The sequence below is a fragment of the Limnothrix redekei LRLZ20PSL1 genome, from assembly GCF_043235035.1.
Classification (GTDB): domain Bacteria; phylum Cyanobacteriota; class Cyanobacteriia; order CACIAM-69d; family CACIAM-69d; genus CACIAM-69d.
Map to the genome: position 1 here is coordinate 83,159 of NZ_JAZAQF010000006.1, position 26,269 is coordinate 109,427.

The 26,269-nt window shown below is 54.8% G+C and carries 19 protein-coding genes; 10 read left to right on the forward strand and 9 right to left on the reverse strand.

The annotated features are described in order from the left end of the window. Positions 1 to 8 precede the first annotated feature (8 nt). From fmt to VPK24_RS01330, 3 genes are all read right to left on the reverse strand, one after another. Entirely contained in the window at positions 9 to 1,022 is a 1,014-nt protein-coding gene (gene fmt, locus VPK24_RS01320) for a methionyl-tRNA formyltransferase (RefSeq protein WP_393010019.1), read from the reverse strand. A 94-nt stretch (positions 1,023 to 1,116) separates the two neighbouring features. Beyond that, complete coding sequence (locus tag VPK24_RS01325) at positions 1,117 to 2,064, reverse strand: OmpA family protein (RefSeq protein ID WP_393010021.1); 948 nt, start codon at positions 2,062 to 2,064, stop codon at positions 1,117 to 1,119. 91 nt (positions 2,065 to 2,155) lie between these two features. Continuing rightward, positions 2,156 to 3,295, reverse strand: coding sequence for a pentapeptide repeat-containing protein (locus VPK24_RS01330; RefSeq protein ID WP_393010132.1), 1,140 nt, complete (start codon positions 3,293 to 3,295; stop codon positions 2,156 to 2,158). Positions 3,296 to 3,745: 450 nt separating this feature from the next. On the opposite strand from VPK24_RS01330, the gene VPK24_RS01335 reads away from it, so the two are divergent. Both VPK24_RS01335 and VPK24_RS01340 read left to right on the forward strand, forming a co-directional pair. Continuing rightward, the gene (locus VPK24_RS01335; RefSeq protein ID WP_099535303.1) at positions 3,746 to 4,909 is read left to right on the forward strand and encodes a pyridoxal phosphate-dependent aminotransferase; all 1,164 of its coding nucleotides are present in this window, start codon (positions 3,746 to 3,748) and stop codon (positions 4,907 to 4,909) included. A gap of 209 nt (positions 4,910 to 5,118) precedes the next feature. Continuing rightward, complete coding sequence (locus VPK24_RS01340; RefSeq protein WP_393010023.1) at positions 5,119 to 5,388, forward strand: hypothetical protein; 270 nt, start codon at positions 5,119 to 5,121, stop codon at positions 5,386 to 5,388. Positions 5,389 to 5,447: 59 nt separating this feature from the next. Here VPK24_RS01340 and lptC read toward each other — a convergent pair whose 3' ends face one another. From lptC to VPK24_RS01360, 4 genes are all read right to left on the reverse strand, one after another. Continuing rightward, positions 5,448 to 7,163, reverse strand: coding sequence for an LPS export ABC transporter periplasmic protein LptC (gene lptC, locus VPK24_RS01345; protein WP_393010025.1), 1,716 nt, complete (start codon positions 7,161 to 7,163; stop codon positions 5,448 to 5,450). A 281-nt stretch (positions 7,164 to 7,444) separates the two neighbouring features. Further along, a complete protein-coding gene (locus tag VPK24_RS01350; RefSeq protein WP_393010027.1) occupies positions 7,445 to 8,044 on the reverse strand; it encodes a LabA-like NYN domain-containing protein in 600 nt (199 codons plus the stop codon). Positions 8,045 to 8,249: 205 nt separating this feature from the next. Further along, positions 8,250 to 9,863 carry a methionine--tRNA ligase gene (gene metG / locus VPK24_RS01355; protein ID WP_393010029.1) on the reverse strand — a complete coding sequence of 538 codons (1,614 nt, stop codon included), beginning with the start codon at positions 9,861 to 9,863 and terminating at the stop codon, positions 8,250 to 8,252. A gap of 292 nt (positions 9,864 to 10,155) precedes the next feature. Next, complete coding sequence (locus VPK24_RS01360) at positions 10,156 to 10,623, reverse strand: hypothetical protein (protein WP_393010031.1); 468 nt, start codon at positions 10,621 to 10,623, stop codon at positions 10,156 to 10,158. Positions 10,624 to 10,744: 121 nt separating this feature from the next. Here VPK24_RS01360 and VPK24_RS01365 point away from each other — a divergent pair, with 121 nt between their 5' ends. Beyond that, entirely contained in the window at positions 10,745 to 10,924 is a 180-nt protein-coding gene (locus VPK24_RS01365) for a hypothetical protein (protein WP_393010033.1), read from the forward strand. Positions 10,925 to 11,015: 91 nt separating this feature from the next. On the opposite strand, the gene VPK24_RS01370 is transcribed toward VPK24_RS01365, so the two are convergent. Next, positions 11,016 to 13,079: a sensor histidine kinase gene (locus VPK24_RS01370; protein WP_393010035.1), complete on the reverse strand. Its 2,064-nt coding sequence runs from the start codon at positions 13,077 to 13,079 to the stop codon at positions 11,016 to 11,018. A gap of 97 nt (positions 13,080 to 13,176) precedes the next feature. Beyond that, positions 13,177 to 14,391, reverse strand: a complete 1,215-nt coding sequence (locus VPK24_RS01375; protein WP_393010037.1) for an ABC transporter substrate-binding protein — start codon at positions 14,389 to 14,391, stop codon at positions 13,177 to 13,179. Between the two features lie 832 nt (positions 14,392 to 15,223). On the opposite strand from VPK24_RS01375, the gene VPK24_RS01380 reads away from it, so the two are divergent. From VPK24_RS01380 to VPK24_RS01410, 7 genes are all read left to right on the forward strand, one after another. After that, on the forward strand, positions 15,224 to 16,939 hold the full coding sequence (locus VPK24_RS01380; protein ID WP_393010039.1) for a glycosyltransferase 61 family protein: 1,716 nt from the start codon (positions 15,224 to 15,226) through the stop codon (positions 16,937 to 16,939). A 236-nt stretch (positions 16,940 to 17,175) separates the two neighbouring features. After that, the gene (locus VPK24_RS01385; RefSeq protein ID WP_393010041.1) at positions 17,176 to 17,808 is read left to right on the forward strand and encodes a helix-turn-helix transcriptional regulator; all 633 of its coding nucleotides are present in this window, start codon (positions 17,176 to 17,178) and stop codon (positions 17,806 to 17,808) included. A 543-nt stretch (positions 17,809 to 18,351) separates the two neighbouring features. Then, a complete protein-coding gene (locus VPK24_RS01390) occupies positions 18,352 to 19,026 on the forward strand; it encodes a MotA/TolQ/ExbB proton channel family protein (RefSeq protein WP_393010043.1) in 675 nt (224 codons plus the stop codon). Beyond that, a complete protein-coding gene (locus VPK24_RS01395; RefSeq protein ID WP_393010045.1) occupies positions 19,007 to 19,423 on the forward strand; it encodes an ExbD/TolR family protein in 417 nt (138 codons plus the stop codon). The genes VPK24_RS01390 and VPK24_RS01395 overlap by 20 nt, the downstream gene beginning before the upstream one ends. A gap of 50 nt (positions 19,424 to 19,473) precedes the next feature. Then, positions 19,474 to 20,883 carry an energy transducer TonB family protein gene (locus VPK24_RS01400; protein WP_393010047.1) on the forward strand — a complete coding sequence of 470 codons (1,410 nt, stop codon included), beginning with the start codon at positions 19,474 to 19,476 and terminating at the stop codon, positions 20,881 to 20,883. A gap of 191 nt (positions 20,884 to 21,074) precedes the next feature. Then, positions 21,075 to 23,600, forward strand: a complete 2,526-nt coding sequence (locus tag VPK24_RS01405) for a TonB-dependent siderophore receptor (RefSeq protein ID WP_393010049.1) — start codon at positions 21,075 to 21,077, stop codon at positions 23,598 to 23,600. 113 nt (positions 23,601 to 23,713) lie between these two features. Next, positions 23,714 to 26,236, forward strand: coding sequence for a TonB-dependent siderophore receptor (locus tag VPK24_RS01410; RefSeq protein WP_393010051.1), 2,523 nt, complete (start codon positions 23,714 to 23,716; stop codon positions 26,234 to 26,236). Positions 26,237 to 26,269: the final 33 nt, after the last annotated feature.

Consider the following 26,269-nt stretch of genomic DNA (forward strand, 5'->3'; position numbering starts at 1 on the left):
GTCAAAACTCAAGCATCGGGAACTAAACATTCACCGGGTTGTAGACGCAGGCCGTTGGCAAAGTCCCAGCCAGCTTGCGGCCGTTTGCCCGCAGGCACCACTTGGCGCAACAGTAGATAATCTTGCCCAGTGCGCACCACGGGCCCCCATCCCTTGAGGATGCCGACGATCGTTCCGGGTGGCCCCGCGATCGCCTGCCACTGGGCCTGTAAATTCTCCCATTGGGCGGCGAGGGAACCAAAACTCTCGGGTAATTGAGACCAAAATGCTGCACCCAAAGGGGCCGTTTCCAATAGCTTCAGGCCGTTGCCGCGCAACTGGCTGTGGCAGTTGGGGATCATGGCCCGCACTTGGTTATGGATTGCCAAGGCCGAATGCGACCAGTCGATCGCCCATTCCTCTTTTTTGATTGGGGGGGCGTGGGTGGCTCCGGCCGGTTGGGCTTGGGGTTGCAGCGACCCATCGGCCAAACCGTGCAGGGTGGGAGGCAACAGATCCGCCGCGATCGCCGCCAGTCGTTCCGCCAAGCTTTGGGCGTGGTCTAGGAGGTCGATCGGGGTGTCGCCCCGCAGCAACATCGGGCCCGTGTCCATCCCTTCATCCATCAGCATGGTGACAATGCCCGTGAGGCGATCGCCCGCTTGCAAGCACCGCTGAATCGGGGCCGCGCCGCGATAGGCCGGCAGGATCGAACCATGGCCATTGATGCAACCCAACCGGGGCATGGCCAACATTTCCGCCGACAGCAGTTGCCCATAGGCCACCACCACAAAGGCATCGGCTTGGGTGGCACGCAGGCGATCGAGGGTTTCGGGATCTTTTTTGACCCGATCGGGCTGCCAAACCGGGATGCCCGCCGCCAGGGCCAGTTGCTTCACCGGGGAAGGAATTAGGTCGCTGCCCCGTCCCCGCCGTCGATCGGGTTGGGTCACCACGGCCAAGACTTCAAAATCTGGCTCATTGATCAGGCGCTGCAAACTGGGAACCGCAAAGGTGGGAGTACCGAAAAAAACAAGCCGCATGGTGATAGGAAAAACAAAACGGTCGGAGGGGCGATCGATACTGAACCCAACGCAAGCCAAACGCCGTGACCAGCGGGCCGATCAGGGGTGCCGATCAGGGGTTCATCAACGGTTCAATCACAATTTCAATTCGTCGATTGCGCTGCTGGCTGGCGGGATCCGGGTCAGGCGTGAGGGGCCGGCTGGCCCCGAAGCCGGCCGTAACCCAACGGTAGGGGCCCGCGAGCCGATCGGCCAGGTATTGACCCACAGCCTTGGCCCGGCGCAGGGTTAATTCTCGGTTCGCAGCCGGATCCCCGATCGCGTCGCTGTGGCCGGCAATGCGCACGGTTGCGCCTGGGTAGTTTCGCAAGTCGGCGGCAATGGTATCCAGAATGGCTCCGGCTGCCGGTTGCAGGTTGCTGTGATTGTCCTGAAACAACAAATCCGTTGGCAGGGCGATGGTTAGGCGGCCGGCGGTTTGGGTGGGGCTGCTGCGGGTGGGGGATGGTGCGCTGCGGGGTGTGGATTCCGTGCTGTTCAGGGCTTGGGCGATCGCCTGCACCCGTTGCTCGATCGGCCCCGTGGGATTGCGATTGCCCAACTCCCCTTCAATGGCCGTGGCCTCCCCAATCAGGGCGTTCAGATCCGCTTCGAGGGCTTGCAGTTGGGTTTGCAGGGCCTTGCGTCGATCGGGGCTGAGGGGTGTGGTTGGAACCGGTGATGCACTCAGGGTTGGGCTGGGGCTGGGAAGGGGGGTTGTGGGTAAGGTGAGCGGGCCGGGCGATCGGGGCCAACGGGTTAACCATTGATCCAATTGGCGCAGGGCCAATTCCAGCGGTGGGGTGCTGGTGATGGTTCCCGGCACCCAGCGAGCGGCAGCTACCCCGCCCAAAACCCCCGCACTCCCCAGTCCCAACAGCAGGGCCAGCCGCAACAGGGCGACAAGCCAACCCCAAGGGCCCGGTCGGGGCGATCGAGCCGGAGGACGACCGGGCCGGCGCGATCGGTTCCGATTGGGTTGGGGATCTGGGGTGGGCGGTAGTTCAAACGGCGATTGCAAAACTCAAAACGTCCTATGGCTTGACCTTGAGGTTGACCGATCGATTGACCAGACGGGACTGTTTCCATTCTAGGCTGGTTCTTTGCTGGGCCTAGCGCCCGAGCTTGTTTTCAATCCCTTCGCAACCGCCGGGAATTGTGCCGCGTGTGCGTTCCCCGCCCCACATGCAGCAATAGACCCGATCGGTCTCAGAAAGATCGACCGCGCCGCTCAAGTCGGCATTTTCAATCACGGCTCCTGTGCCTTCGCCGGTTTGGTAGTTGGCTTCGTCGTCCTCGCGCGATCGGGGCGTGGTGGTTTCCAAATTGCCGTAAAACAGCCTGACTCCCTTCAAATCGGCTCCCCGCAAATTGGCCTCAAATAAAATAGTACGGCTGAGGTTGGCCCGGGTTAAGTTACAACCGCTGAGGTCGGCCCGCACTAGATTGGTTTCCCCCAGGTCAACCCACCGTAGATCTGTGCCCTGAAGATCGGCCCCCGCCAACATCACGCCCAGGTCAATGACCCGCACACCTCTGGCCCGATCTTCTTCGTAGCCGCCGGAACCGTCCAAGATGGGCCGACCCAGCAGGCGATCGCGCTTGAGGGGCGTAACGAGTTTGGCTTGGGACAAAAAACGCACAATTTTGGCCTTGCCCTCCGCATCCACACTACCCAGGATGGCGGCGGTACGGCCTTCCGCGATCGCCCGTTCTTGGGGCCAATCTTCCAAAAAACCCTGCTCATCCAAGGCCAAATCGGACACGCCTTGGAAATAGGCATCGATGGTTTGCTGTTGGGTAATCCGATTTTGCTGAATGGTTAAATCCCGCGAGAGCACGTATTGTTGCCAGGCCACATAGACCGCCAACACGGCGATCGCAATTTGGCCCAAGGCTCCCAGGGCTTCGCTGATGGCTCCCACCGCATCCCAATTGATGCTGAGGCGGGTTCCCTGTTCCCCTTGCGATCGCTCCGTACCCCACAACAGCAGCAACCCAAAGACCCCAATGATCGACCCCAAGGCCCCCGCGATCGGCACACGCCAGGAGACGGGGATCAGTTGAGTCCAGAGCTGGCTGCGAAACGGCGTGAGCAACCACAGCCCCGTGCCCAAGGCTCCCAAGCCACCCATTAACCCCAGCCAGAGATTGCCGGAAATTAGCCCCATGGCTAACAGGGCGATCGTGGTGGGAACAACCACTGTGGTCAGGGTGCGGGATAGGGGTGAGGCAATGCGATCGACCAGCATCGATCGACCACCCGTCCCGATTCCCCCCTCCGATTTTTCAACAGACAAGCTCATGCCACGGCTCCTTGCTCGACATCCTACGCTATACCGCTTGAAATGTAAGGATTGAAATGTAAGGTTATGGCTGAAAAGCCTGAAAAGGCTGATCGGTATTGTTTCTACCCAATGCCTGAGCAAGAGTTAGGGACGCAAGCTTGGTAAGAGCGACAAGAGCGCATGGAATACGCTCAAATATTTTCCATGTTGGCTGAACTCTGCAATTTCCAAAATGCCAAGGGCCAATCATGGCCCCAAAACTTCTTTAAAACGGTAGCAATTGATTTTGACGCAGGCTACAGTTCCCTGAGAGACTAGACCATTAACGCCAGCCACGAGCTTGTAGCGCTGCCGACCGGCAACCTTGGCAACGTCTGATCTGGCAGTCATCCCTAATGTGAACTTCCGAGAAACATGAAACTAGCGGCGCGGGTCGGACAAGTCACCCCCTCCATCACGCTCGCCATCACTGCCAAGGCGAAGGCCATGAAAGCGAGCGGTCTGGATGTCTGTAGCTTCAGCGCCGGGGAGCCAGACTTCCCAACTCCGGCCCATGTGGTGGCGGCAGCCCAAAAGGCTTTGGATGAGGGCAAAACTCGCTATGGCCCGGCGGCTGGGGAGCCGGCCCTGCGCCAGGCGATCGCCCAGAAGCTGAACCGTGATAACCGATTGCCCTATGAACCGGAGCAGGTGATTGTCACCAACGGGGGCAAACATGCCCTCTACGGTTTGATGATGGCGATGATTGAGGCGGGCGATGAGGTGATTATTCCCGCGCCCTACTGGCTCAGCTATCCAGAGATGGTGGTGCTGGCGGGGGGCAAGCCGGTGATTGTGCCCACCACCGAGGAAACGGGCTACAAGATTACGCCGGAACAGTTGCGATCGGTGATTACGCCGCGCACCAAGCTGCTGGTGATGAATTCGCCATCAAACCCTACGGGCAAGGTTTACAGCCCCGATGAAATTCGGGCGATCGCCCAGGTGGTGATCGAAGCAGACATTGCGGTGGTGTCCGATGAAATTTACGAAAAAATTCTCTACGACGGGGCCGAGCACTTGAGCATTGCGGCCGTGGAGGGCATGTTCGATCGCACCCTGGTTTGTAACGGGTTCGCCAAGGCCTATTCCATGACCGGCTGGCGGGTGGGCTACCTGGCTGGCCCCCATGCCCTCATTAACGCCGTGGCCACCATTCAGGGCCATGCCACTTCCAATGTTTGTACCTTCGCCCAGTTTGGGGCAGTGGCGGCCCTGGAAGAGTCCCAAGACTGCGTGGCGGAAATGTTGGCGGCCTTCACGAAGCGGCGATCGGTGATGTTGGAACGGATTCGGGCCTTGCCGGGGATCACCTGCTCAGAGCCGGAAGGTGCGTTTTATCTGTTCCCGAATATTGCGCAGTTGGGCCTCGGGTCGATCGAGTTTTGCCAGCGCCTCCTGGAGGAGTTCCAAGTGGCCACAATTCCCGGCTTGCCCTTTGGCTCAGATGCCAACTTCCGTCTGTCCTATGCCACGGATCTGGATACGATTTTGCGGGGCATGGATCGACTGGATAAGTTTGTGGCTTCTTTGCAGTAGGTGGCCATCAGCGTTCAATCAGGGCGCTGAATCCTGGGTCAAGGCTTGATTGGGGGATTCAGCGCTGGGGGTGAATCAACGGCTGAGTCTCTGGCTGTCTGGGCTGCTGGATGTTTGGCGGTTGCTTGAGATGGGTTGATCGCGTGATTCACCGTTTCAGGATTAATCAACAGTTCAGTTTCCGAACACCATTCAGTTTCCGAACAGCTATGAACCGTACCACCAATCCTTTGCAAATTTGGCAGTTGGCGACCCCTGAAGATCGGCGAGAGTTTGCCATGGGGCTATTGGTGGCTTTGTCTTTGGGGGTGGGCTTTGGGTTTGGTGCTGAAAATTTCTATGTGGGTCTTTTAACCGGTTTGGTGGTGATGACCCTTCAGCAGCAACAGTTGGCCACAACGGTGCTGTTGCGGGAACTGGGCAAGGTGCGGGAGCTAGTGGATCGATCGAGCGATCGGGCTGAGGATGGGCCCGCCTGAGGTTTCGTGGATCCTGAACGGGCGATCGAACCCAGGATCGTGGATTCTGCGGATCGATCCTAAGGGCCAAACAGGTTCGAGAATGGATCTTCAAAAATGCCGGTTTCTGTCCCCAACAGGGCCGGCGGAATAGGCGGCAAGGTGCTGGGGATGGGGGGCGGGCCCACGGGCGTGGCAGCGGGCCCCGGCGCGGGCGCACCAACGACGGGACTGGGCGCGGGTGCGGGGGAAGCGGCGGCCTGGAGATTTTCCGGGAAGAAGGTCGATCGGGCGCGGCTGTTGCCCCCGGATTGCAGGAAGATTGCGCCGTCTTTCATGGAACCCACGCCATAGTTACCCCGGGAAATGAGGAAGGGGTTGGCCTGTTGATAAAACACATTGCCAAAGGCTTGGAGCTGCTGATCGCGCATGGACCAAATCAGCCGATCGCTGCTGAGGTTGGCGCTGCGGAGGCGGGACACACCGCGCACATTGCCCAACATTTCGGCATTTTGGTTTTTGAGATCCATGAATCCCCGATCGGCGTTTAACACCACCTGCTGTTGTCGTTCGTAGACCGTCACGGGGCGATCGGCCGTCAGGGACTGGGCTTGGAATTGCCAAATGAGGGAATCGCTGGCCACGTCCACCCCGGGATTGCCGGTGCTGACTTGGGCTTGGTTACGCAAAAAGGCAACGCGATCCTTCAAACTCACATCTACCAAGTTGCCCACGGCCCGATCGGAAATGACACAGCGACCGCCCGCACAGTTAAACCGCTCGATGATGGTGCGGGTGTCGCTGCTGACCAGTTGCGGTTTTTGTTGCCACACCACCCGCTGGGATTGCACACGCACGGCGGGATCCTGGCGCACCCCCACCACGTTGCCGATCGCCTGGGCCACTTGGTCTTTCATTTGCCAAATGATTCGATCGGCCCGCAGTTGCATCGGCGGGTTTTGGCCGGTGGCAACGGCCTTGCCCTCCGCCTGGGCCACTTGGTCTTTCATTTGCCACAACACCCGATCGGCCGTCAGCCGGTTGGCTCCCTGGTTCTGGACGGCGACCACATTCCCAATCGCCTCGCTGATTTGTTTTTTGCGCTGCCAAACCAGCCGATCGGTCGTCAGCTTCATCTCGGGTTTGCTGCCGGTGGCCACCACCTTCCCGATCGCCTGTAGCTCATCGGCCTTCATTTGCCAAATCAGCCGATCGCTGTCCAACTTCATCTGGCGATCCTTGGAGACCAGCTTCACCGCCTGCGCCATCTCCACCCGGCGATCGCGACTAAACGCCACCGCCTCCTGGGATTGGATCTTGGCTTGGGGATGATTCAGTGTCACCCCGCCCTTCATTTGCAGTTGGAACTTCGCGGGCTCCCAGGTGGCCGAGCCGCCTTGGAATTCCATCTTTTCCCGCAAATCCTTAGCTCGCAAGTTGCCGGAAACTTTCAAAACTTGCCCGTTTTGTTCCACTTCCCCCTGTTTGGCCGTGATCTCATAGACCACCTTGCCATCCTGGAACAGCTTGCCCTTCACGTCTGACAGTTTGGCCAGCTTGCGATCGCGAGAATAGCGTGCCTGGTTGGCCCGCACTTCCCACAACACCTGCCCCTGCTTGTCCGCTCGGTTCAGGGTCAAATTGTCAAACACCAAGTCTCCTTGGAAATCCTCTGCGGCCTTCGTGTCGGCGGCAATTCGTTCCTCCCCTCGATTGCGATTGCCACAGGCCGTGCTCAGGCCGGCAATCAATGCAAGGGCGACCAGTCCCCGAATAGCGCGAGTTGAAAAGCTCATAGGTGCAGCAGCGGTTGATCCTGAGTCTGATCTTGGGTTGGCCCCTAGGTTGGATTCTGGGTTGGATTCGGCTGAATTCGTTGGGGTTGAATTCGGTTCGATCCTGGTCAAGGGGGGGTAGCCCATGGGCGATCGCTGAGGATAGAAAAACCGCGATCGTCAACCGCAATTCTAAAGGCGAACGGGTAGGGACGGGATTGTCAAGGTCAGTTTCTTGCGGAACTGGGACCCCAACAGGCTGCGATGCGTACCGAAACCGAGGGCTGCAACGGGGCGTAGGCTTAGCTCTCTAAGCGCTCTTCATCCGCATGGGGTAAGGGATGGTAGGTGTAGCCTTGGCGGGGGCTTTTTTTGATGTCGTCCTTGATGGCATCCAAATCAATATAGCGATCGGCCACATTGATCAAATTGTCGCTGGTCATCGATCGCAAGCTGACCACTTCCACCCGCGCCCCGCGATAGCTAACCGCATCCACCGCATAGGCTAAATCCCCATCGCCACTGACCAAAATAGCCGTGTCATAGGAACCCACCAGCGCCATCATGTCCACGGCGATTTCCACATCGAGGTTGGCCTTTTTAGACCCATCGGGGAGCTGCACCAAGTCCTTGGCCACCACCCGATAACCATTGCGGCGCATCCACAACAAAAAGCCCTGTTGCTTTTCGTTGGTGCGATCGACCCCGGTGTAAAAGAATGATCGCAACAGCCGCGATCCGGCAGTCAGGCGGCAAAGCAGTTTGGTGTAGTCGATTTCAATGCCCAATTGCAGCGCCGCATAGAACAAATTCGATCCATCAATAAAGATGGCCACCCGCCCTCGATTTTCCAGAACTTGCTCTGGCGTAAAGATCGGATCTCGCTCCATGTTGCTATTCATGATTGTTATGCCTCGTCGTTTAAAGAAGGAGATGGAACCCGCTTGATCGCCAGCCCATCGAAAAAGGTTTCAAAGGTTCTTAAAGAGCAAAAAGAAAGAAAAAGATCATCAAAAGCTCGGGACTTTTCAGGAGAGTTCTAGCAACTCCCTTCACGATAACCCGATCACTCCGGTGGTCAATTCCAGTGCAATCGGTGCTCGCAAGCTACTGCGGCATTTCCAGCTTTTGGAACACGGGTTGCGGTTCCACCAGCCCTTGCCCTGCCGGTAGGCCACCCCAATGGCCATGCCCTCCTAATTGCTCCCGCAGGGACGGATCCGCATTCACGCGATCGAAATCCACCGCAAACCCCAATTGGCCATAAATCCGGCTGCTCAGTTGAGGCACGATCGGGGACAGCCAATAGGCCGCCAACCGCACCGACTCCAACACCGCATACAGGATTGCTTCCACAGCCGCCCGATCGCCCTGTTTGAACTTCGTCCAGGGAGCCTGCTCGTCTAAGTACTTGTTGCCCGTTTGAGCCAACGTCAGCACCGACTGGCAGGCCTCGTGCAGCGCCATGGCCCGATAGGCCCGCCCTGCACGATCGCCCAACGTCGTGCCCAATTGGCGCAACGGATCCGTTTCCGCCACCGTCACCGACGGCACCCGACCCTCGCAATACTTGTGGGCCATCTTGAGGGTTCGGTTCAGCAAATTTCCCAAATCATTCGCCAAGTCCGCATTCACGATATTAATAAACCGCGTTTCATTGAAGTCCCCATCGCGGCCAAACTCAATTTCCTTGAGGAAGTAGTAACGAACCGCGTCGCTACCATAACGATCGATCAATGCCACCGGATCGATCGTATTCCCCAGCGTTTTGCCCATCTTTTGGCCATCTTTCGTTAAGAAGCCATGACCAAACAACCTTTGGGGAATTGGTAACCCAGCCGACATTAACATTGCTGGCCAATAAATGGCATGAAACCTCAGGATATCCTTACCAATCACATGGGTACTGATCGGCCACCAATGCTTCAGGGCATTCTCCAGCGTCGGGTCTTCATCGGGTTCTAACAGTGCCGTCACGTAGCCCAACAGCGCATCAAACCAGACATAAAGCGTATGCTTGGGATCATTGGGCAGTGCGAATCCCCAGTCAATATTGACCCGTGAAATGGAGAAATCTTGCAGCCCTCGCTCCACAAATGCCAACACCTCATTGCGGCGACTTTCCGGTTGAATAAACTCCGGATGGTCTCCATAAAATTGCTGCAGCGCTGTCTGATATTTGGAGAGCCGGAAAAAATAATTTTCCTCATCGCGCCACTCAGCCTGCTTGTTGGGATGCACCAGGCAATGATGATCCTCCGTTAGCTCCCGCTCTTCCTTAAACTCTTCGCAGGAAACGCAGTACCACCCCTGTTGCTTTCCGGAATAAATGTCCCCCGCAGCCCAAACTCGCTCAAAAAATTCCACCACAATGGCGCGATGTCGATCGTCCGTTGTCCGAATGAAGCGATCGTAACGGATATTCAGCTTTTGCCAGAGATCGGTGAAACCCTGAACAATTTCATCACAGTGTTCCTGAGGGTTTTTGTTGCGTTCCTGGGCTGTCCGTTCGATTTTTTGGCCATGCTCATCGGTGCCGGTAATCATTAGCACCGGGTACCCCTGTAACCGATAAAAACGGCCCACCGCATCCACCGCCATCGTGGTGTAGGCACTACCGATGTGGGGTAATGCGTTGACGTAATAGAGGGGGGTTGTGATCGTGAAGGGGGACGGTTGGAGGGGAGGCGGGGAACTGGTCAAATCTTCGGTGACAACCATGGATCGACAGACGAGATTAGGGGGATTTGTTAAGCGGAAAAACTGAGTATTTTTTCACAGCTTCTTAGAATACGGCCGAACCGAGCTTGCCGTCTATGGAGTACGGGGCGGGAGTCTGGGAGAGTTGAAGGAATTTTGGATCCAACTTGGGGCTGCAATTCAACCGAACCAGGGGACTGGGGCCAGTTTTACCCTAGGCGATGAGCGGGAAAAGCGGAGAGAACGATCGGGGTTTCCATAGATTTGTGCAGATTTGCGTGGAAGATGCCCCAGAAATGCCCTAAAAATGCACTCACTCTGCCGTCAACCGGTAGGGGCTGCGCATCCCTGGCTTGAAGGTTCCGACCCAAACCTCGTAGGTGCCAGCCGGCCACTGGGGTGCGGTCACTTGGGCGGAAGCTGTGCCCACGGTGTCATCACCACACAGAAGCAGTCCGTTGGGGCCCCGCACAGCCAAGGTGGTGTCGTCTTGGCCGCTGTTGATACTGAGGGTTAGGTTGGCAATGGGGGTTTGTAGGGTCAGGCGGTGATTGGGACTCAGGGAACTGAAGCCTAGGCAATCATGACCCGCTTGGTCGGTCGATCGCCCCAGAACGGCGGAGGGCAAGTCATGGGAGCCGATCGCCGTGCCGGTGAGGGAACCTTTGGGGTTGCTGTTGGAAAGGGTCAAGTCCCCGTCAAGGGAGGTCTGGGCGATCGCGCGGGTGGCCCAGCAGCTCACCATGGCACAACCTAAGGTCAAAATCAGGGCAGGTTTCACGGTTCAAGGTCTCCAATCGCAAGCTGAATGGGTACTATTCAACCTATTCTCAGCGGTGCGACCTCGGCCCGCCGTTTCGACCTATTTTTGATCCGACTGTGGCAGTTCCACGGAGACAAAGATGCCGTTAATTTTTGGGGCGATCGGGGCGGTGGCCCTGCTGCTGTTTTTGGACTGGACTGTGGTGGGGGCTTTTGTGGCCGTTGTGCGCGGCTGGGTGGGTTGGGTGTTGCCGTTGCCCGGTTGGTTGGCGGCCGTTGGGGGATTGGCTTTTTTGGTTTGGTGTCTGAGCGAGGATTAGTGTTGAAGATTGGACACTGAAAATTAGGTGTTGAGAATTGGGCACTGAAGCTTGGGCACTGAAGCTTGGGCGCTTTTAAAACTGCAAAATCCTAATGGGGTTCGATCGCAGCGGCAACCGCCAACGGCAGTTTGGTATCGAGGGGCAATTGACCATCGATTGGGATTTCGATCGTGAAAGTGGTGCCCTGGCCCGGCTGCGATTGACAACTGAGGCGACCACCATGCTTTTCCTGCACAATTTTGTAGCTGATGGATAGGCCTAAACCGGTTCCTTTGCCCACATCTTTGGTGGTGAAAAAGGGGTCAAAAATGCGCTGAAGCAAGCCATCAGGAATGCCTAAGGCATTGTCTTGAATTTGAATTTTGACCCATCGATCGGGCGTGGTTGCCGTGAAAATCTCGATGGTAGGGATCCGCTGCTCCTGGGGAGCCAGCATCAATTCCTCTAGCGCGTCGATCGCGTTCGAGAGCAAATTCATGATCGCTTGGTTTAATTGACCCGGATAGCAAGTGACCAAAGGTAAATCGCCATAGTGTTTTTTCACCACAATTTCCGATCGCCCCTTACAAGATTTCAAGCGACTGCCCAAAATCACCAAGGTGTTATCAATTCCTTCATGGAGATTGGCTTGTTTATAATCCGCTTCATCCAGCCGTGCAAAATTTCTGAGAGAAATCACAATTTTACGAATGCGTGATGCTCCCACCTCCATAGAACTCAGCAGTTGGGAAAAGTCTTCGATGATAAAATCTAGTTCTTCATCATCAATAGGGCCGCTTTCGGTTTCCACCGGCAAAGGCTGATTATCCCGAGCGCGGTAAGCCGCTATCACGGTCAAGAGTTGATTCATGTAGAGCTTAGCGTGAACCAAATTACCGTGAATGAAATTCACAGGATTATTAATTTCATGAGCGATCCCTGCTACTAATTGCCCTAAACCTGACATTTTTTCACTCTGAACTAACTGACTTTGGGTTTGCTTGAGTTCCAGCAGGGTTGCTTCCAAATCATCATTTTTCTGGCCCAAGTCAGCCACGACCGCTTGAATTTCTGTCGTCATGCTATTGAAGGTGGCGGCCAAGGCTCCCAACTCATTGCGCTGCGAAACTTTAACCTTGGTGTGATAGTTTCCTTCTCGAATTTTTTTGGCGGCCGCCGTTAATAAGGTCAAGGGCTGAATGAGCGATCGCGTGACTAATATCCCAATCGCGATCGAGATCATAATTGAAATCAATAGCGCCCCCAGCAAGACCAAGCCCCACTGTCTTACGGGGGCATAAACTTCCTGCAAAGGCAGCTCCACCACCACATACCATTGGATACTGGACATATAATCCGTGACCCCTAGCACTGGCACATTAGCTAGTCCTTGATAGGAGCGAACTCGGTTGGAATTGGTTCGGCTTTCCGTGGCATATTGAGTGACACTAGCAGGCGCTTTTTGCAACTGAAAACGCTGATAGGCTTTGTTGGGCGATCGAGTTTTGGCAATTAACATTCCTCGTCGATCCAGAATGTAGGTATAGCCTGTTTGGCCGACTCGATTATGGGCAACAATAAAATCAAGAAATTCTAAATTAACTTGAGCCACCAGCACCCCATCTAGTTGATCTTGCTGGTTATGCACGGGAGTGGCGATGGTGATTGCAGGAACTTGTGTCCTGGGATTCAGTTCCACATGGGTAATCTGTCGGGATTGATATTGCAACACCCGTTGCACCACGGAGTGATAGGGCCGGGTGAGGGCAATGGCCGCGACTTCATCACGCACGTAGGGGGCGATGGTGGTCAATAATTTGCCCTGGCGATCGAACAGGGCAACGGACTCGTAATGATGGTTATCGCGTACCAATCCTTCGAGCATATTTCGATGTTCCCAAGGATGTAGCTCGCTGAATCCGCGCACCTTGGTTAAATAGCTCAAATGAAGTTGAATATCGTCTAAATAGGTCTCAATGCGACTAACAATCGATTGCGATCGAATTCGCTGTAGTTGCAAAGTGCGATCGATATAGGACTGGTAGCTCAAACCAATTAGAGCACCCCCAATTAAAACTACGTTGCCGATCACTAAGATCACCAATCCCACCCGCATTAACATTGCCAAGGAATATTCACGAGCAAAGAAACGGCTGAAGAAAGTTGCTTTCATAGTGATATAACGGGAGAGAAAACAATCCCTTGAACCTGGTTTGAATTTGGTGAGTAATGGTGAAGGCTCAAGGGCAACGGTCTTGAACTTAGAATTCTTAGACCTGAATGAGTTCTTGTCGGTTAAGGTCAAGAGCCAAGCCAAAGGATTGGGGCCCGCCCACCTGCTCGATCGCCTGTCGGACAAAGCGTTCATCTACCAAATCCTGTGCAACGGCTTGGGGATCGAGGTTGCGCAGAAATTCAATTTCACCTGCGATCAGTGTCGATTGCAGTGATCGGACTAGGGCCGTTGTATAGGATGGAAAAGGATAGGGCTGGAACGCGATGCGCTGTGATCGCCATTCCGGATGTTCAATGACCCCTTGAATTCGGTAAAATTCTGAATCGGAATAGGTCAGTACACGATCCAAAATAGACACTGAATAGGGCATATAATTTCCCCCATCCCGCGAGAGTAAATAGGCTAATTCAGATCGATGAAGCTGGGCCCATTGTTGCGCTTGAACAATTGCATTCACCACTCGCTGAGTCCATTGGGGATATTGCCTGACATCTGCTTCGTGCATCAATACCACACAGCAACCATGATCTTTCCAAACATCTCCCGTTAGACGCAATAATTTGCCTGTTTGCGTCAATTCCGCCGCTGCATTATAGGGTTCTGCCACGATATAACCCGCTATTTTTCGAGCCTTGAGGGCTGCGGTCATATCTGGTGGCGGCAACACTTGCAACGCCACTTCCTGATCGCCCAATTGGTGAAGTTCCGTCCCACGAACTGGCTGCAATCCGTGATCTCGTAACAGAATTTGCAAAATGACATTATGCAAGGAATACCAAGAAGGAATGGCGATCGCTCGCCCGGCTAAATCTTGCACCCGATTGATTTCCGGCAAAACCGTGATTGCAGAACCGTTCGTATGGTTCCAAGCCATTACTTTGGCGGGAAATTTCAGGCCATAACGCATCCAAATGGCCGTGGGCATCAGGATATGAATCAGGTTGACCTCTCGCCTCATAAACGCTTGGGCGATCGCATCCCACGATCGATAGCGTTGAATGGGAGCAACGTCTAAATCCTCATGGGCATAAAAGCCTTTTTCCTGGGCTGCCAACAGAGGGGAAGAGTCGGTGATGGGTAAGTAACCAATTTTGAGGCGGGGTTCTTGGGTGCTCAGGGCCCGATCGATCCATCCGGTTTGACATCCACTCAAAGCACCGGCTAATCCTGCGGAGGTCGCAAATAAACCAGTTAAATGTAGCCACTGACGGCGGGTTAATGGTTGAGTCCAAGAATCAAGAATGGCCATGCGAATGGACGAATTTGAAGAAAAAACAAAGACGTAGCGATCAAATCAAGCTATCGAGGCAAGTGACTCAGAAGCCTTGCTGAGCACTGAGGTTGAGCAATAGGGCTGAACAATAAGGCTCAGAAAGGCAACTGAAAAATCGGACTGAACGTCTCATCAACTTCATTCTGAAAACTGACCCTCTGGTCGAGTTGTCTAGCTCCGTAACCATTATTACTTTCCAAATCCTATTATTCGGGTCGAGATCTCAATGATTCCCAGTCACTTCCCAAATAATTCCCCGAGGATTGGTCAAGAAATGCTGATCACCGTAGTCAGCGCAGAATGCTCATGACGGGCGTTGATGTTCATTCTTGAGGCTCAGGACTGATATCTGAATAAGTGCTCAGAAAATAATTAAAGAATAAATGAGCGACGAGTTGGATATCAGGTTTGATATCAGTCCTAGTATCTATACTGACCTGTGAACTGGAAGATGGACTGAAATGTCGTAAATTTGCAATATACAGGGCTAAAATCAGGAAATTTCTCAGGCTGATAAAAGTTTGCTGAAATTTGTTTGCTGAAGTTTTCGATGGACAGGTGAAATCGTCAGGATCGGCAGCTCTCGAGGCATCAAGTCCAAAGTTGACGGGGGCTTCATGAATCGGGATCTGATCTAAACGGTGCTCGCAGGATCTTCCTACGGGCCTTGGTTGATACGCCTTGGTTGATACGCCTTGGTTGATACGCCTTGGTTGATACGCCTTGCTTGAAAGACCAGCTCAACTTGTATGTTTGTTAGTATTCTTGAGCGCTTACTCGCAAAAAAGCATCGGGTTTGATTTTGAGCTTGTCGCCTTCCCAACTCCCAGCTTCCCCGTCTGCGGCTGGCCTTGATCCGCAGCCAGTGGCCCCAGCGGCGGCCCTGGCCAGGGTGGCTGAGTTGCGATCGATCCTGCGCCAGCAACCGATCGGGCCAGAAGCAGCGGTGTGCTATGGCCAACTGGGAGCAGCGTTGGCAATGTTGGGGCGACGAGTGCCGGCCCTGTGGGCGTTTTTGCATCAGGCCCTCTGTGCCGGTTGGGAAGATGCGGACTTGGCCTACCGGGAATATCACCTGCTGCCAACCTGCGCGATCGAGCAGCAAGCCCACGCCCATCACCAATTGGCCCTGTGGCTGCGCGATCAGGACTGTTGGTTGGGGGCCCGCATGGCCTTGGAGGAGGCGATCGCCCTTGATCACAATTCCTTGACGGCTTGGACGGCCCTGGGCGATTGGTGGCGAGATTGTCCCGACCCAGCCTTGGAACCGGAGCGGCTCGATCGGGCCCTGGCCGCCTATCTTCAAGCCTTGTATCGCAATCCCACCTACCGCCGACCCTACGATCACCTGTTTCGGTTGCTCCAGCGGGCTGGCCGTTTTGAGGATGCCCTGTCCTGTGGGCGCAAGTGGGTTCCGCGCTCCCTGGTGCTGGCCGATCGTCAGCAAGTACCCCAGGAATTGCCCGCCGCCACCTTGGACTATTGCCCGATCGACCCGGCCGATCGGGTGCAGCTCAGGGCCTCCCGATCGCCCCTCGGAGAGCCGCCCCATCCCGACCTTTGCGCCACTGAATACGAAGTCGATCCCACCTTTGTGGTCACCCTGCCCCAGGGCCGAGCCTGGACGGATCATTACACCAGTGCCATTTTTACCGAAACGGGCGCGTTGGTTCAGGAACTCTCCCTCGGGAGCGTGGAGTTGGTGGCCCTGTCGGAGCAATTGCCGCCGCCGCGTCGGGTGGCGGGAACCGTGGCCCTGTTGTCGGTGGCGGGGGGGTCAATGTTTTGTCACTGGTTGCTGAATCTCCTGTCGCGGTTGCGGCTGCTGGCCGATGCGGGCTGGACGTTGGATCAGTTTGACTATGTGGCGGTGAATGAACAGGAATATCGCTACCAAACGGAAACCCTGGAACTGTTGGGCATTCCGCCCCAAAAGCTGATTGTTAGCAACCCAGACGATCGCCATATTGTGGCTGATCGGTTGGTGGTGCCCTCTCGAGTCGATCGCGCCACGCCCTGGATTTGTGACACCCTGCGGCAACTGTTTTTGCGACCCGCCATTGTCCAGTCCATGGCCCCGCACGATCGGCTCTACATCAGTCGTGATTGGGCCAAATATCGCCGCGTCGTGGACGATCGCCAACTCAGTGATTGGCTGGTGCGTCAGCATGGATTCAAAATCGTGCTGCTGGAAAGTCTGTCCTTTGCTCAACAGGTTTCCCTTTTGGCCCAAGCCAAAGTGGTGATTGCGCCCCACGGAGCCGGCCTCACCAATCTGGTTTTTTGCCAACCGGGCACGATCGTCCTGGAACTGTTTTCGCCGCGCTATGTGCCCAGCTACTTTTGGGAAATTGCCGACCTCATCGGCCTAGCGCACTATCACCTGGTGGGTGAACCCCTAGATCACTATCCCGATCCGGAGGCGATTTTGAACTATCGCTTCTCGGATCCCGGGGCTGATGGAATTTGGATTCCGTTCGATCGCTTCCAAACGGCCGTCAACCACCTGTTGACTGAGGGTTAACCCAGAGCGCCAATCCAGCGCCAACCTAGAACCGCTCGATCGCCCCAATTTCCCGCCGTTCTGCCGCCTTTCCCATCCTTTTTCCGCAAGCCTGCTCCCCCGATCAGGCGCGTCCGGTTGTTGACTGCGATACTTTTTGAAAGTCATTTGCATTTAAAATAAATGCCAACTTTTGAAACTGCTAGCAATTCCTAATAATTCCATTCCTAAATTTCACCAAAAATCACTTATCTGATATGGCTCCTGGCATCTCTGACGGTGACTGGCGGGACTTGTGGCAAGCCAGCCGCCAGATGGCCCACCCCTTCAATTCCCAAGATTCCCCCGATTTTCAAGACTCCCCCGATTCCACCCATCCATTGACCCTGATCACGCCTGCGATGCAAGTGGTGCTGCAACAGATGCTCCATTGCCCCCATCACGGCGCGATGAGGCAGATGTATTTGGAAAGTAAGTTCGTGGAACTGCTGACCCTATGGTTAGCTCAAGCGGCAGACCAAGGGGGAGCCGATCGACCCATTGCCGATCGCTCGCTGCCCCTGAAAGGATCTGACCTCGATCGGATCTATCAAGCGCGGGATATTTTGCTGCAACGGTTCCAGACTCCCCCGTCCTTGACGGATTTGGCGCGACAGGTGGGGCTAAATGACTGCACCCTGAAGCGGCAGTTTAAGCAGGTGTTTGGCAAAACCGTCTTTGGCTATTTACACGATTACCGAATGGAGCAAGCCCGCCGCTGGTTGCTCGATCGTCAGTGGTCTGTGACGGAAGTGGCCCGACGAGTGGGCTACACCAACCTTTGCGCTTTCAGTACGGCATTTCGCAAAAAATTTGGCCTCAGTCCCCGATCGTTCCAGCGACAAGGCTGAAACTAATGGCCGGCCGAGGGTTAAGGGGCGAGCAAGGGACTGCCGCGCGATCGCCCCTTGGCCCCAATTTCACTAAAAATTCCGTTTCGCCAAAGAAAAATTCCGTTTCAGCAAACTTTAGTCCCCCCTTCTGAGGTCGCAGCACCGTAAGATCATCTCGCTAATTAATTGAAAGTAGTTCTCAACTGAGAGGCTCGGCGGTGGCGCTCCACCGTCACGCTGTCTGGCGCGAGGGAATTGGTGCGGCTCATGGATTCAAATTTGATGACTTGAAAACCCATGACCAAGGATGCTTGAAAAGTAAAAACGTCAGCTCAAAAAAATGCCTGAAACATCGAGCTTGATCCCTTGGCTTCCAACTACCGTAACCAACAAGAAACTTGATCCCTTTCTTTTCATGGCTGCTTGGGTTTGACAAACATCTCAGAATAATTCTTTGAAAAATCTTCTTGAAAATCAAAAACGAACAATTTACTAATGAACATTAATTGACATTTTTGCAAGATTTTCAGGCAAGTTTTTAACAAGGTGGGTGAAGGAACAATGCAAAAATTGGGTGAAATTTTAGTGGCGGCGGGAGCAGTTGCAGTTCCCCTCACGTTGTTTTCAGTGTTGGCGATCGCCCTAATTGTGGAGCGCGTGGTGTTTTGGTTTCGGGTAAATCGTCGGCAAACCAAAGCGATTCGGGAAGTGTTGGATCTTTATGAATTTGATCCGCTGCTGGCTGTGGAAAAACTCAAGCGCAATCTGGATTTACCCCTGGGGCGCATTTTCCTGGCGGCGGCTTCCTTGGATGAGGCTGAACCCGATGAAATTGCCCTAGCGATCGATGGGGCAACCCAAGCAGAAATTCCGGTTTTAAAGCGCTTTAACAACATTTTTGACACGATCATTACCCTGTCGCCGTTGTTGGGATTGTTGGGGACAGTGTTGGGGCTAATTCAATCCTTCAGTTCTCTGAATTTGGGTGATGTGGGCGGCTCAAAAACCACCGCAGTTACCTCAGGAATTAGCGAAGCTTTGGTTTCTACGGCTTTTGGTTTGGTGGTGGCGCTATTCACATTGTTTTTTGCTAATACATTCCGAGGCTTTTATCTGCGGCAAATTGCCCTGATTCAGGAATATTCAGCGGAACTGGAATTGCGGCATCGGCGCTATTTGAAAAAGATGCAAATTAAACAAACAGAGGAAGCAACCTATGCGCAGACGAACCATTGATGAACCAGACTTGCCACCTCGAATTGAAATTGTGCCAATGATCGACGTGATCTTCGCAATTTTAACCTTTTTCATTATGTCTACGCTCTTTTTGGGGCGATTTGAAGGGTTGGCAGTAAATTTGCCGAAAGCGCAATCAGCCAAGCCCCAAAAGGTAATTCGGGCCACAGTGACACTCGATCCCCAAGGCGGTTTATTTCTGAATAAAACCCCCGTGGTGATCGAGTCTTTAAGTGCAGCTATTCGAGGGCTTCAACAATCGGGACAGGATTTAACAATTGTCCTGAATGCTGATGGTTCTGTGACTCACGATCGCGTGGTGGCGGTAATGGATCAAGTGCGCCAAGTGGAGGGGGCTAAATTGGCGATCGCCACTCAAAAACCCACCCAGCCCTAAGGGATTGCTTGTCTGTTTTTGCCCGATAGCTTGATGGTTTAAATCCGCCTATGGACAGCTCGCAACTGATTGGTCAGCAGCGCCAAAAGGAATCTCGGTGGCTGAAACGGTTTCTGTTTGGCAGCGTTTGCGGGTCGATCGCCCTGCATGGGTTGGCCTGGGGGTGGCAAGTCCGCGACTGGTGGAGCGATCGCCCGGTCACTACCGACAGCGAAATGGAAGTGACCATTTCCAACGTCACGCCCGATCGCCCGCCGGAACCCCTGGCCACGCCTCCTCCGACCGACCCCGTGACCAAGCCGCAGCGCGATCGGGTTCCGTTGGCTCCCCAGAGTCAGGCTCCCTTGAAAGCGGGCGAAGACGCGCCCACTCGCAACCCCAATCCCACGGCCGATCGCGACCCGATCGCCCCCGGCACCAGCCCCACGGGGGATGCGCCGGCCATGGCCACGGGTACCGGCCCGATTAGCGATCCCAACGGCACAGGGGACGGGTTTGGCAATGCCAGCCAAGCCACCGGATTCACCCCGGGCGCACCGGACGGCGATCCCGAGGGCACGGGGTCGAGCGATGGGGAACCGGCCGGCACGCTGGAGGGGCCACCCGTGACCAGCCCACCGCCGAGTCCGCCGCCCGCCCCCGTGAGATCGCCCGGCCAGCCCCAATGCGTGAGTTGTCCCCTGCCGCGCTATCGGGGCACGGAAGCCAGCCCCCGTGTGGATTTGCGGATTCGGCCCGATGGCAGCGTGGAAGTGCGGTTGCGCCAATCCAGCGGCAACCCGGAGGTCGATCGCGAAACCCTAGAAGCGATGCGGCAATGGCGCTTTGACCCGCAAACCGTGCCGGAAGGTGGCCTGCGCCGCCCCATGCGCGTCACCTACGAAGAGGAGGGATCGCGGTTCCAGCGGGCCAACGAAGCCCGTCGCCGCGAAGAAGTGGAGCGTCGTCAGGCTGCGGAACAGGCGGAACGGCAACGGGCCGCCGATCGCCCCACAGAACAGCCTGCATCCACGGCCGATCGCCCCACGGAGCGGCCTACCGAACGGGCTCCAGAACGTACGGCGGAACAACCGGCCAGCCCCGCACCCGCAGCCTCTTCCCCAGCAGCAGTCCCCGCTGCCCCGGCTCCCACCGATCGGGAACCGCGCCCCAGCCGCTCCACTGCGCCCAGCAGCACCAGCGATCCGAGTCCTAGCCGGCCGGTGGCTCCGGAACCGGCCCGCCCCGCAGTGGTGGCCCCCGCCCGATCGCCCGTGGCCCCAGCGGAGCCGCCGGCCCGCAGTCCCGCCGCCGAGGCCCCGGCCGCGCCGGCCCGCCGCAGTCCGCGCCCGACCCGATCGCCCCGGCCCCGGCGATCGCCCCGGCCCACACAGGCGGCCCCAGCTCCTCAGCCTGCTCCGGCCGCCCCGGTTGCTCCCATTGCTCCGGAGCCTGCCCCCGCCAGTAGCCCCGCCGATTAGCGCGATCGAATACTGCTGATTTCCCGTCCCGGATCCACCGTTGCCTTGGCGTGATCCCCGATCGCGCTGGGCAGAATTCGGGTGCGATCGGTCTGGCTCAAGGGTTTGTCCGTTTTGAATTTGCTGTTTTTTTGAATTTTTGAACTTGCTGTTTTGAGCTTGTTGTTAGGAAACCCCTTAGGAAATCCCCCATGAACCCCGCATCTCCCCTGTCTTTGTCGGTTTTGTTGATGGTAATCGGGGCGCTGGCTGCTCCCGCTGGGGCTGAATCAGTGCCACCGGAGCCACTCGATCGATTCCGCAGCAACGCCCCCGCCACGTCGGTGGAGTCCTGGCTGGCCCAAGCCGATCGCCCGGCCACCGTCACCCGCGTGGTAGTCACGCCCCTATCCGACGAGTTGGAAATTGCCCTGGAAACCCCAGCCGGTCAGTCGTTGCTGATTGATGCGAACCAATTTCGGGCCGAGGGTAACCAACTGATCGCCGAGATTAGCAACGCCAGCTTGGCGCTACCGGAGGGCGCGGAGTTCACCCAAGCCGACCCCACTGCTGAAGTGGCCTCGGTGCGGGTTTGGCAGATCGCGCCCGATCGAATCCAAGTGGTGGTGACGGGTCGTAACGGCTTGCCCACCCAGGACGTGACCTTGGCCACGGGCGACTTGGCCTACAGCCTGAACGTGGATGCTGATGTGCCCGAAGAAGAATTGGTGGTGACGGGGCAGGGATCGCCCAGCTACCGAGTTCCCAACGCCTCCAGCGCCACCGGCACAGACACCCCAATTTTGGAAACGCCTTTCTCGGTGCAGGTGATTCCCCAAGCCGTCCTGCGCGATCAGCAGGTGATCCGAATCGAAGATGCCCTGGCCAACGTCAGCGGTGTAACCTACGCCGGCAGTAGCGGCAGCCGGGAAGCTGCTTTCAGCCTGCGGGGATTTGGAACTGGTTCCTTCTCCGGCGGGGGGCCTGTGTTACGCGATGGGTATCGGGTCTATGGAGGATTTCAGCCCGTCCCGGAACTGGCTAACCTCGAACAAATTGAAGTACTGAAAGGCCCTTCTTCAATTCTGTATGGGCAAATTGAGCCAGGCGGCATTATTAACCTGGTTTCTAAGCAACCCCTAGCTGAACCCTTTTATGAAGTTGAACTTCAGGGTGGCAGCCATGAGCTAGTGCGTCCTCGAATCGATTTTGGTGGCCCCCTAACAGAGGATGGCAGCCTGCGTTATCGCCTGAATGCCCTCTATCAACATGAGTCTCCATTTCGGGATTTCGACACAGATACCAATCGATTTTCGATCGCTCCCGTGATTGCTTGGAAAATCGATGACCGGACTGATCTTTCGTTTAATTTGGAATACCTTCACCAAAAAAGTCCAGCGGATTTCGGACTTTCACGGTTTGAGGATGGGGTTGCACCTGTTTCTCGCGAATTTGTGATTAATAATCCAGATGACACCGTAACCACGGAATATCTCAGCACTGGCTACCAGTTTGAACACCGGTTTAGTGACAACTGGAAAATTCGCAATGGCTTCCGCTACATCAACTACACCTATGACTACAGCGTGCTTGCTCTGCCGATTGGTGTTAACGGGGCAGAAATCACGCGCTTCTATGCCGATCAAGATGCAGAAGATCGATCCTATACAACTCAAACGAGTATTGTTGGGGATTTCAAAACTGGTTCCCTAGAGCACCAAGCTACGATTGGGTTTGATTTGAACTACAGCGAGTTCAAAATCGACACACTTTTTGACACAGCCAATCCTTTAACACTCAATATTTTTGATCCGGATTATGACATCTTGCCCAAGCCTGATCGCTCGGACTTGCCACCTTTTCAAGATGATGTCACAACTGCCACTCGTTTAGGGGTTTACTTGCAGGATCGCATCAAGCTAACCAATAACTTGATGATCATTGCTGGATTGCGCTACGACACAATTGATAGCGAAACTGATCGAAAGCTGGCTGATGAAAGCAGCAGTTTCAGTGCTGATGCCTGGACACCCCGTTTAGGCATTTTGTACCAGCCGATGCCTGAAGTGGCGCTCTTTGCAAACTATTCCCAATCCTTTAGCCCTACCTCTGCCACTGATGCGGGTGGTTCAGTTCTCCAGCCAGAAGAAGGTGAAGGTTTTGAAGTGGGCGTGAAGGCAGAACTGTTTGATCGTCGTCTGCTTGCAACGCTGACTTACTTTGATATCACCAAACAAAATATTGCTGTTACAGACCCTACTAATCCCCTCTTTTCGGTTGCGGTGGGCGAACAGCGAAATCGTGGTATTGAGTTCGATTTAGCCGGTGAGCTGTTGCCCGGTTGGAAAATCTTGGGTTCCTATGCCTACATTGATGGCGAAATCACTGAAGACACTGATGAATCGTTGATTGGCAATCGACCCATCGCTACCCCGGAACATCGGGCAAGCCTTTGGACAACCTACGAAATTCAGTCCGGCTCTCTCAAAGGGTTAGGCTTTGGCGTGGGGTTTGAATATGCAGGCGATCGCTATGGCAACCCAGAAAACAGCTTTAGCATTGGTGATTATTTCATTGGCAATGCAGCCATTTTTTATCAACGAGATAATTATCGCTTTGCCCTGAATTTCCGAAACTTCACCGACGAAGACTATATCAGATCGGCCGGTGGTGGTAACACTTCAATCACGCCGGGAACGCCTTTTACGGTCACAGGATCAGCTTCAATTCGGTTCTAAATCATGTGAGAAATTACTTCAACCATTGTGTTGAAATAACTCTCTGTTTGATTGAGGCCAATTTGCAAAAAATCACCCTTAATTCCTGATTGAATTCCCTTAGCAAACGTCCCATGAACTCTGCATCTCCTCTGTCTTTGTCGGTTTTGTTGGTAGCGATCGGGGCGCTGGCTGCTCCCGCCGGGGCTGAACCAGTGCCGCTGGAGCCGCTCGATCGATTCCGCAGCAACGCTCCCGCCACTTCGGTGGAGTCCTGGCTGGCCCAAGCCGATCGCCCGGCCACTGTCACCCGGGTGGTGGTCACGCCCCTGCCCGACGAGCTGGAAATTGCCTTGGAAACCCCAGCCGGTCAGTCCTTGTTGATTGATGCGAACCAGTTCCGAGCCGAGGGCAACCAACTGATCGCCGAAATCAGCAACGCCAGCTTGGCGCTACCGGAGGGCGCGGAGTTCACCCAAGCCGATCCCACCGCTGAAGTGGCTGCGGTGCGGGTTTGGCAGATTGCGCCCGATCGAATCCAAGTGGTGGTGACGGGTCGTAACGGCTTGCCCACCCAGGACGTGACCTTGGCCACGGGTGACCTGGCCTACAGCCTGAACGTGGATGCTGATGTGCCCGAAGAAGAATTGGTGGTGACGGGGCAGGGATTGCCCAGTTACCGAGTTCCCAACGCCTCCAGCGCCACCGGCACAGACACCCCAATTTTGGAAACGCCTTTCTCGGTGCAGGTGATTCCCCAAGCGGTTCTGCGCGATCAGCAAGTGATCAACATCGAAGACGCGTTGAACAATGTGAGTGGCGTGGCTTTTGCCGGGAGTAATGGCAGCCGGGAAGCCAGTTTCAGCATTCGCGGATTCGGCAATCAATTTTCCACTGGGGCCCCGGTGTTGCGAGATGGGTATCGCATGTATGGGGGCTTTCAAGCCATTCCGGAAGTTGCCAACCTGGAACAAATTGAAGTGTTGAAGGGACCGTCTTCAATTCTGTATGGACAAATTGAACCGGGCGGCATCATTAACCTGGTTTCCAAGCAACCGCTTGATCAACCTTTTTATGAAGCAGAATTCCAGGCTGGTAGTGATGCTTTAGTGCGCCCCCGCATTGATTTCAGCGGACCCTTAACCAGTGATGGCAGTCTGCGCTATCGACTGAATGCTCTTTATCAACATCAATCACCTTTTCGGGACTTTGACACTGATATTAATCGATTCGCGATCGCGCCGGTTTTAGCTTGGCGAATCAGCGATCAGACTGACTTATCTTTCAATCTGGAATATATCCACCAAAAGGGGCCAGCAGACTTTGGCATTAGCCGCTTTGGGGATGGTGTTGCTCCCGTTTCTCGGGAATTTGTGATCAATAATCCCGATGATTCAATTACTACTGAATACTTGAATACCGGTTATCAATTTGAGCACCGCTTTAGTGACAATTGGAAAATTCGCAATGGTTTCCGCTACATCAACTACACCTATGACTACAGTGTTATCGCCTTGCCGATCATCGTGAATGATGCGGAGATCACTCGCTTTTATGCTGATCAAGATGGGGATGACCGCTCTTATACCGCGCAAACTAGTGTCATTGGAAACTTCAAGACTGGTTCCCTAGAACACCAAGCAACAATCGGTCTCGATCTCAACTATAGCGAGTTCGCGATCGAGACTTTGTTTGATACGGCTAATCCGAGCACGATCAACATTTTCAATCCGGAATATGAGCAAGTGCCCAAGCCCGATCGCTCGGATTTGCCGCTCTTTCAAGATGATGTCACAACCACCACTCGCCTAGGAATTTACCTGCAAGATCAGATCAAGCTAACCAATAACTTGATGATTATTGCCGGGTTGCGCTACGACACGATCGATAGCAAAACCGATCAAAAATTGACCGATGAAAGCAGCAGTTTCAACGCGGATGCTTGGACACCACGCTTCGGGATTTTATATCAGCCAATTCCTGAATTAGCCCTCTTTGCTAGCTATTCCCAGTCCTTTCGTCCCACGACGGCCACCAGTTCCAGTGGTGCAATTTTGCCCCCGGAAGAGGGCGAAGGATTTGAAGTGGGTGTGAAGGCTGAATTGTTCGATCGCCGCCTGCTTGCTACCCTCACTTACTTCGACATTGCCAAGCAAAACGTTGCGGTTTCAGATCCCGAAAATCCCCTCTTTTCTGTTGCTTCCGGTGAACAACGCAACCGAGGAATTGAGCTGGATCTGATCGGGGAACCATTACCCGGCTGGAAAATTTTGGGTTCCTATGCCTACATTGATGGCGAAGTTACTGAAGATACCAATGAGGCCTTAATTGGTAATCGGCCGGCTGGTTTGGCAAAGCATAAAGCTACTCTCTGGACAAGCTATGAAATTCAGTCCGGTTCCTTCAAAGGATTGGGCTTTGGGGTGGGCTTTGAATATGCGAGTGATCGCTATGGAAACCTAGCTAATGACTATCGATTGGGTGACTATCTGATTGGCAATGCAGCCATTTTCTACCAGAAAAATAACTATCGCTTTGCTTTGAATTTCCGAAATTTCACCGATGAAAACTATATCAAAGGAGCCACTGGAAATGAGGGCGGTATTGAAGTGGGTTCACCCTTCACGGTCACAGGATCAGCTTCAATTCGGTTCTAAATCATGTGGGAAATTACTTCAATCATTGTGTTG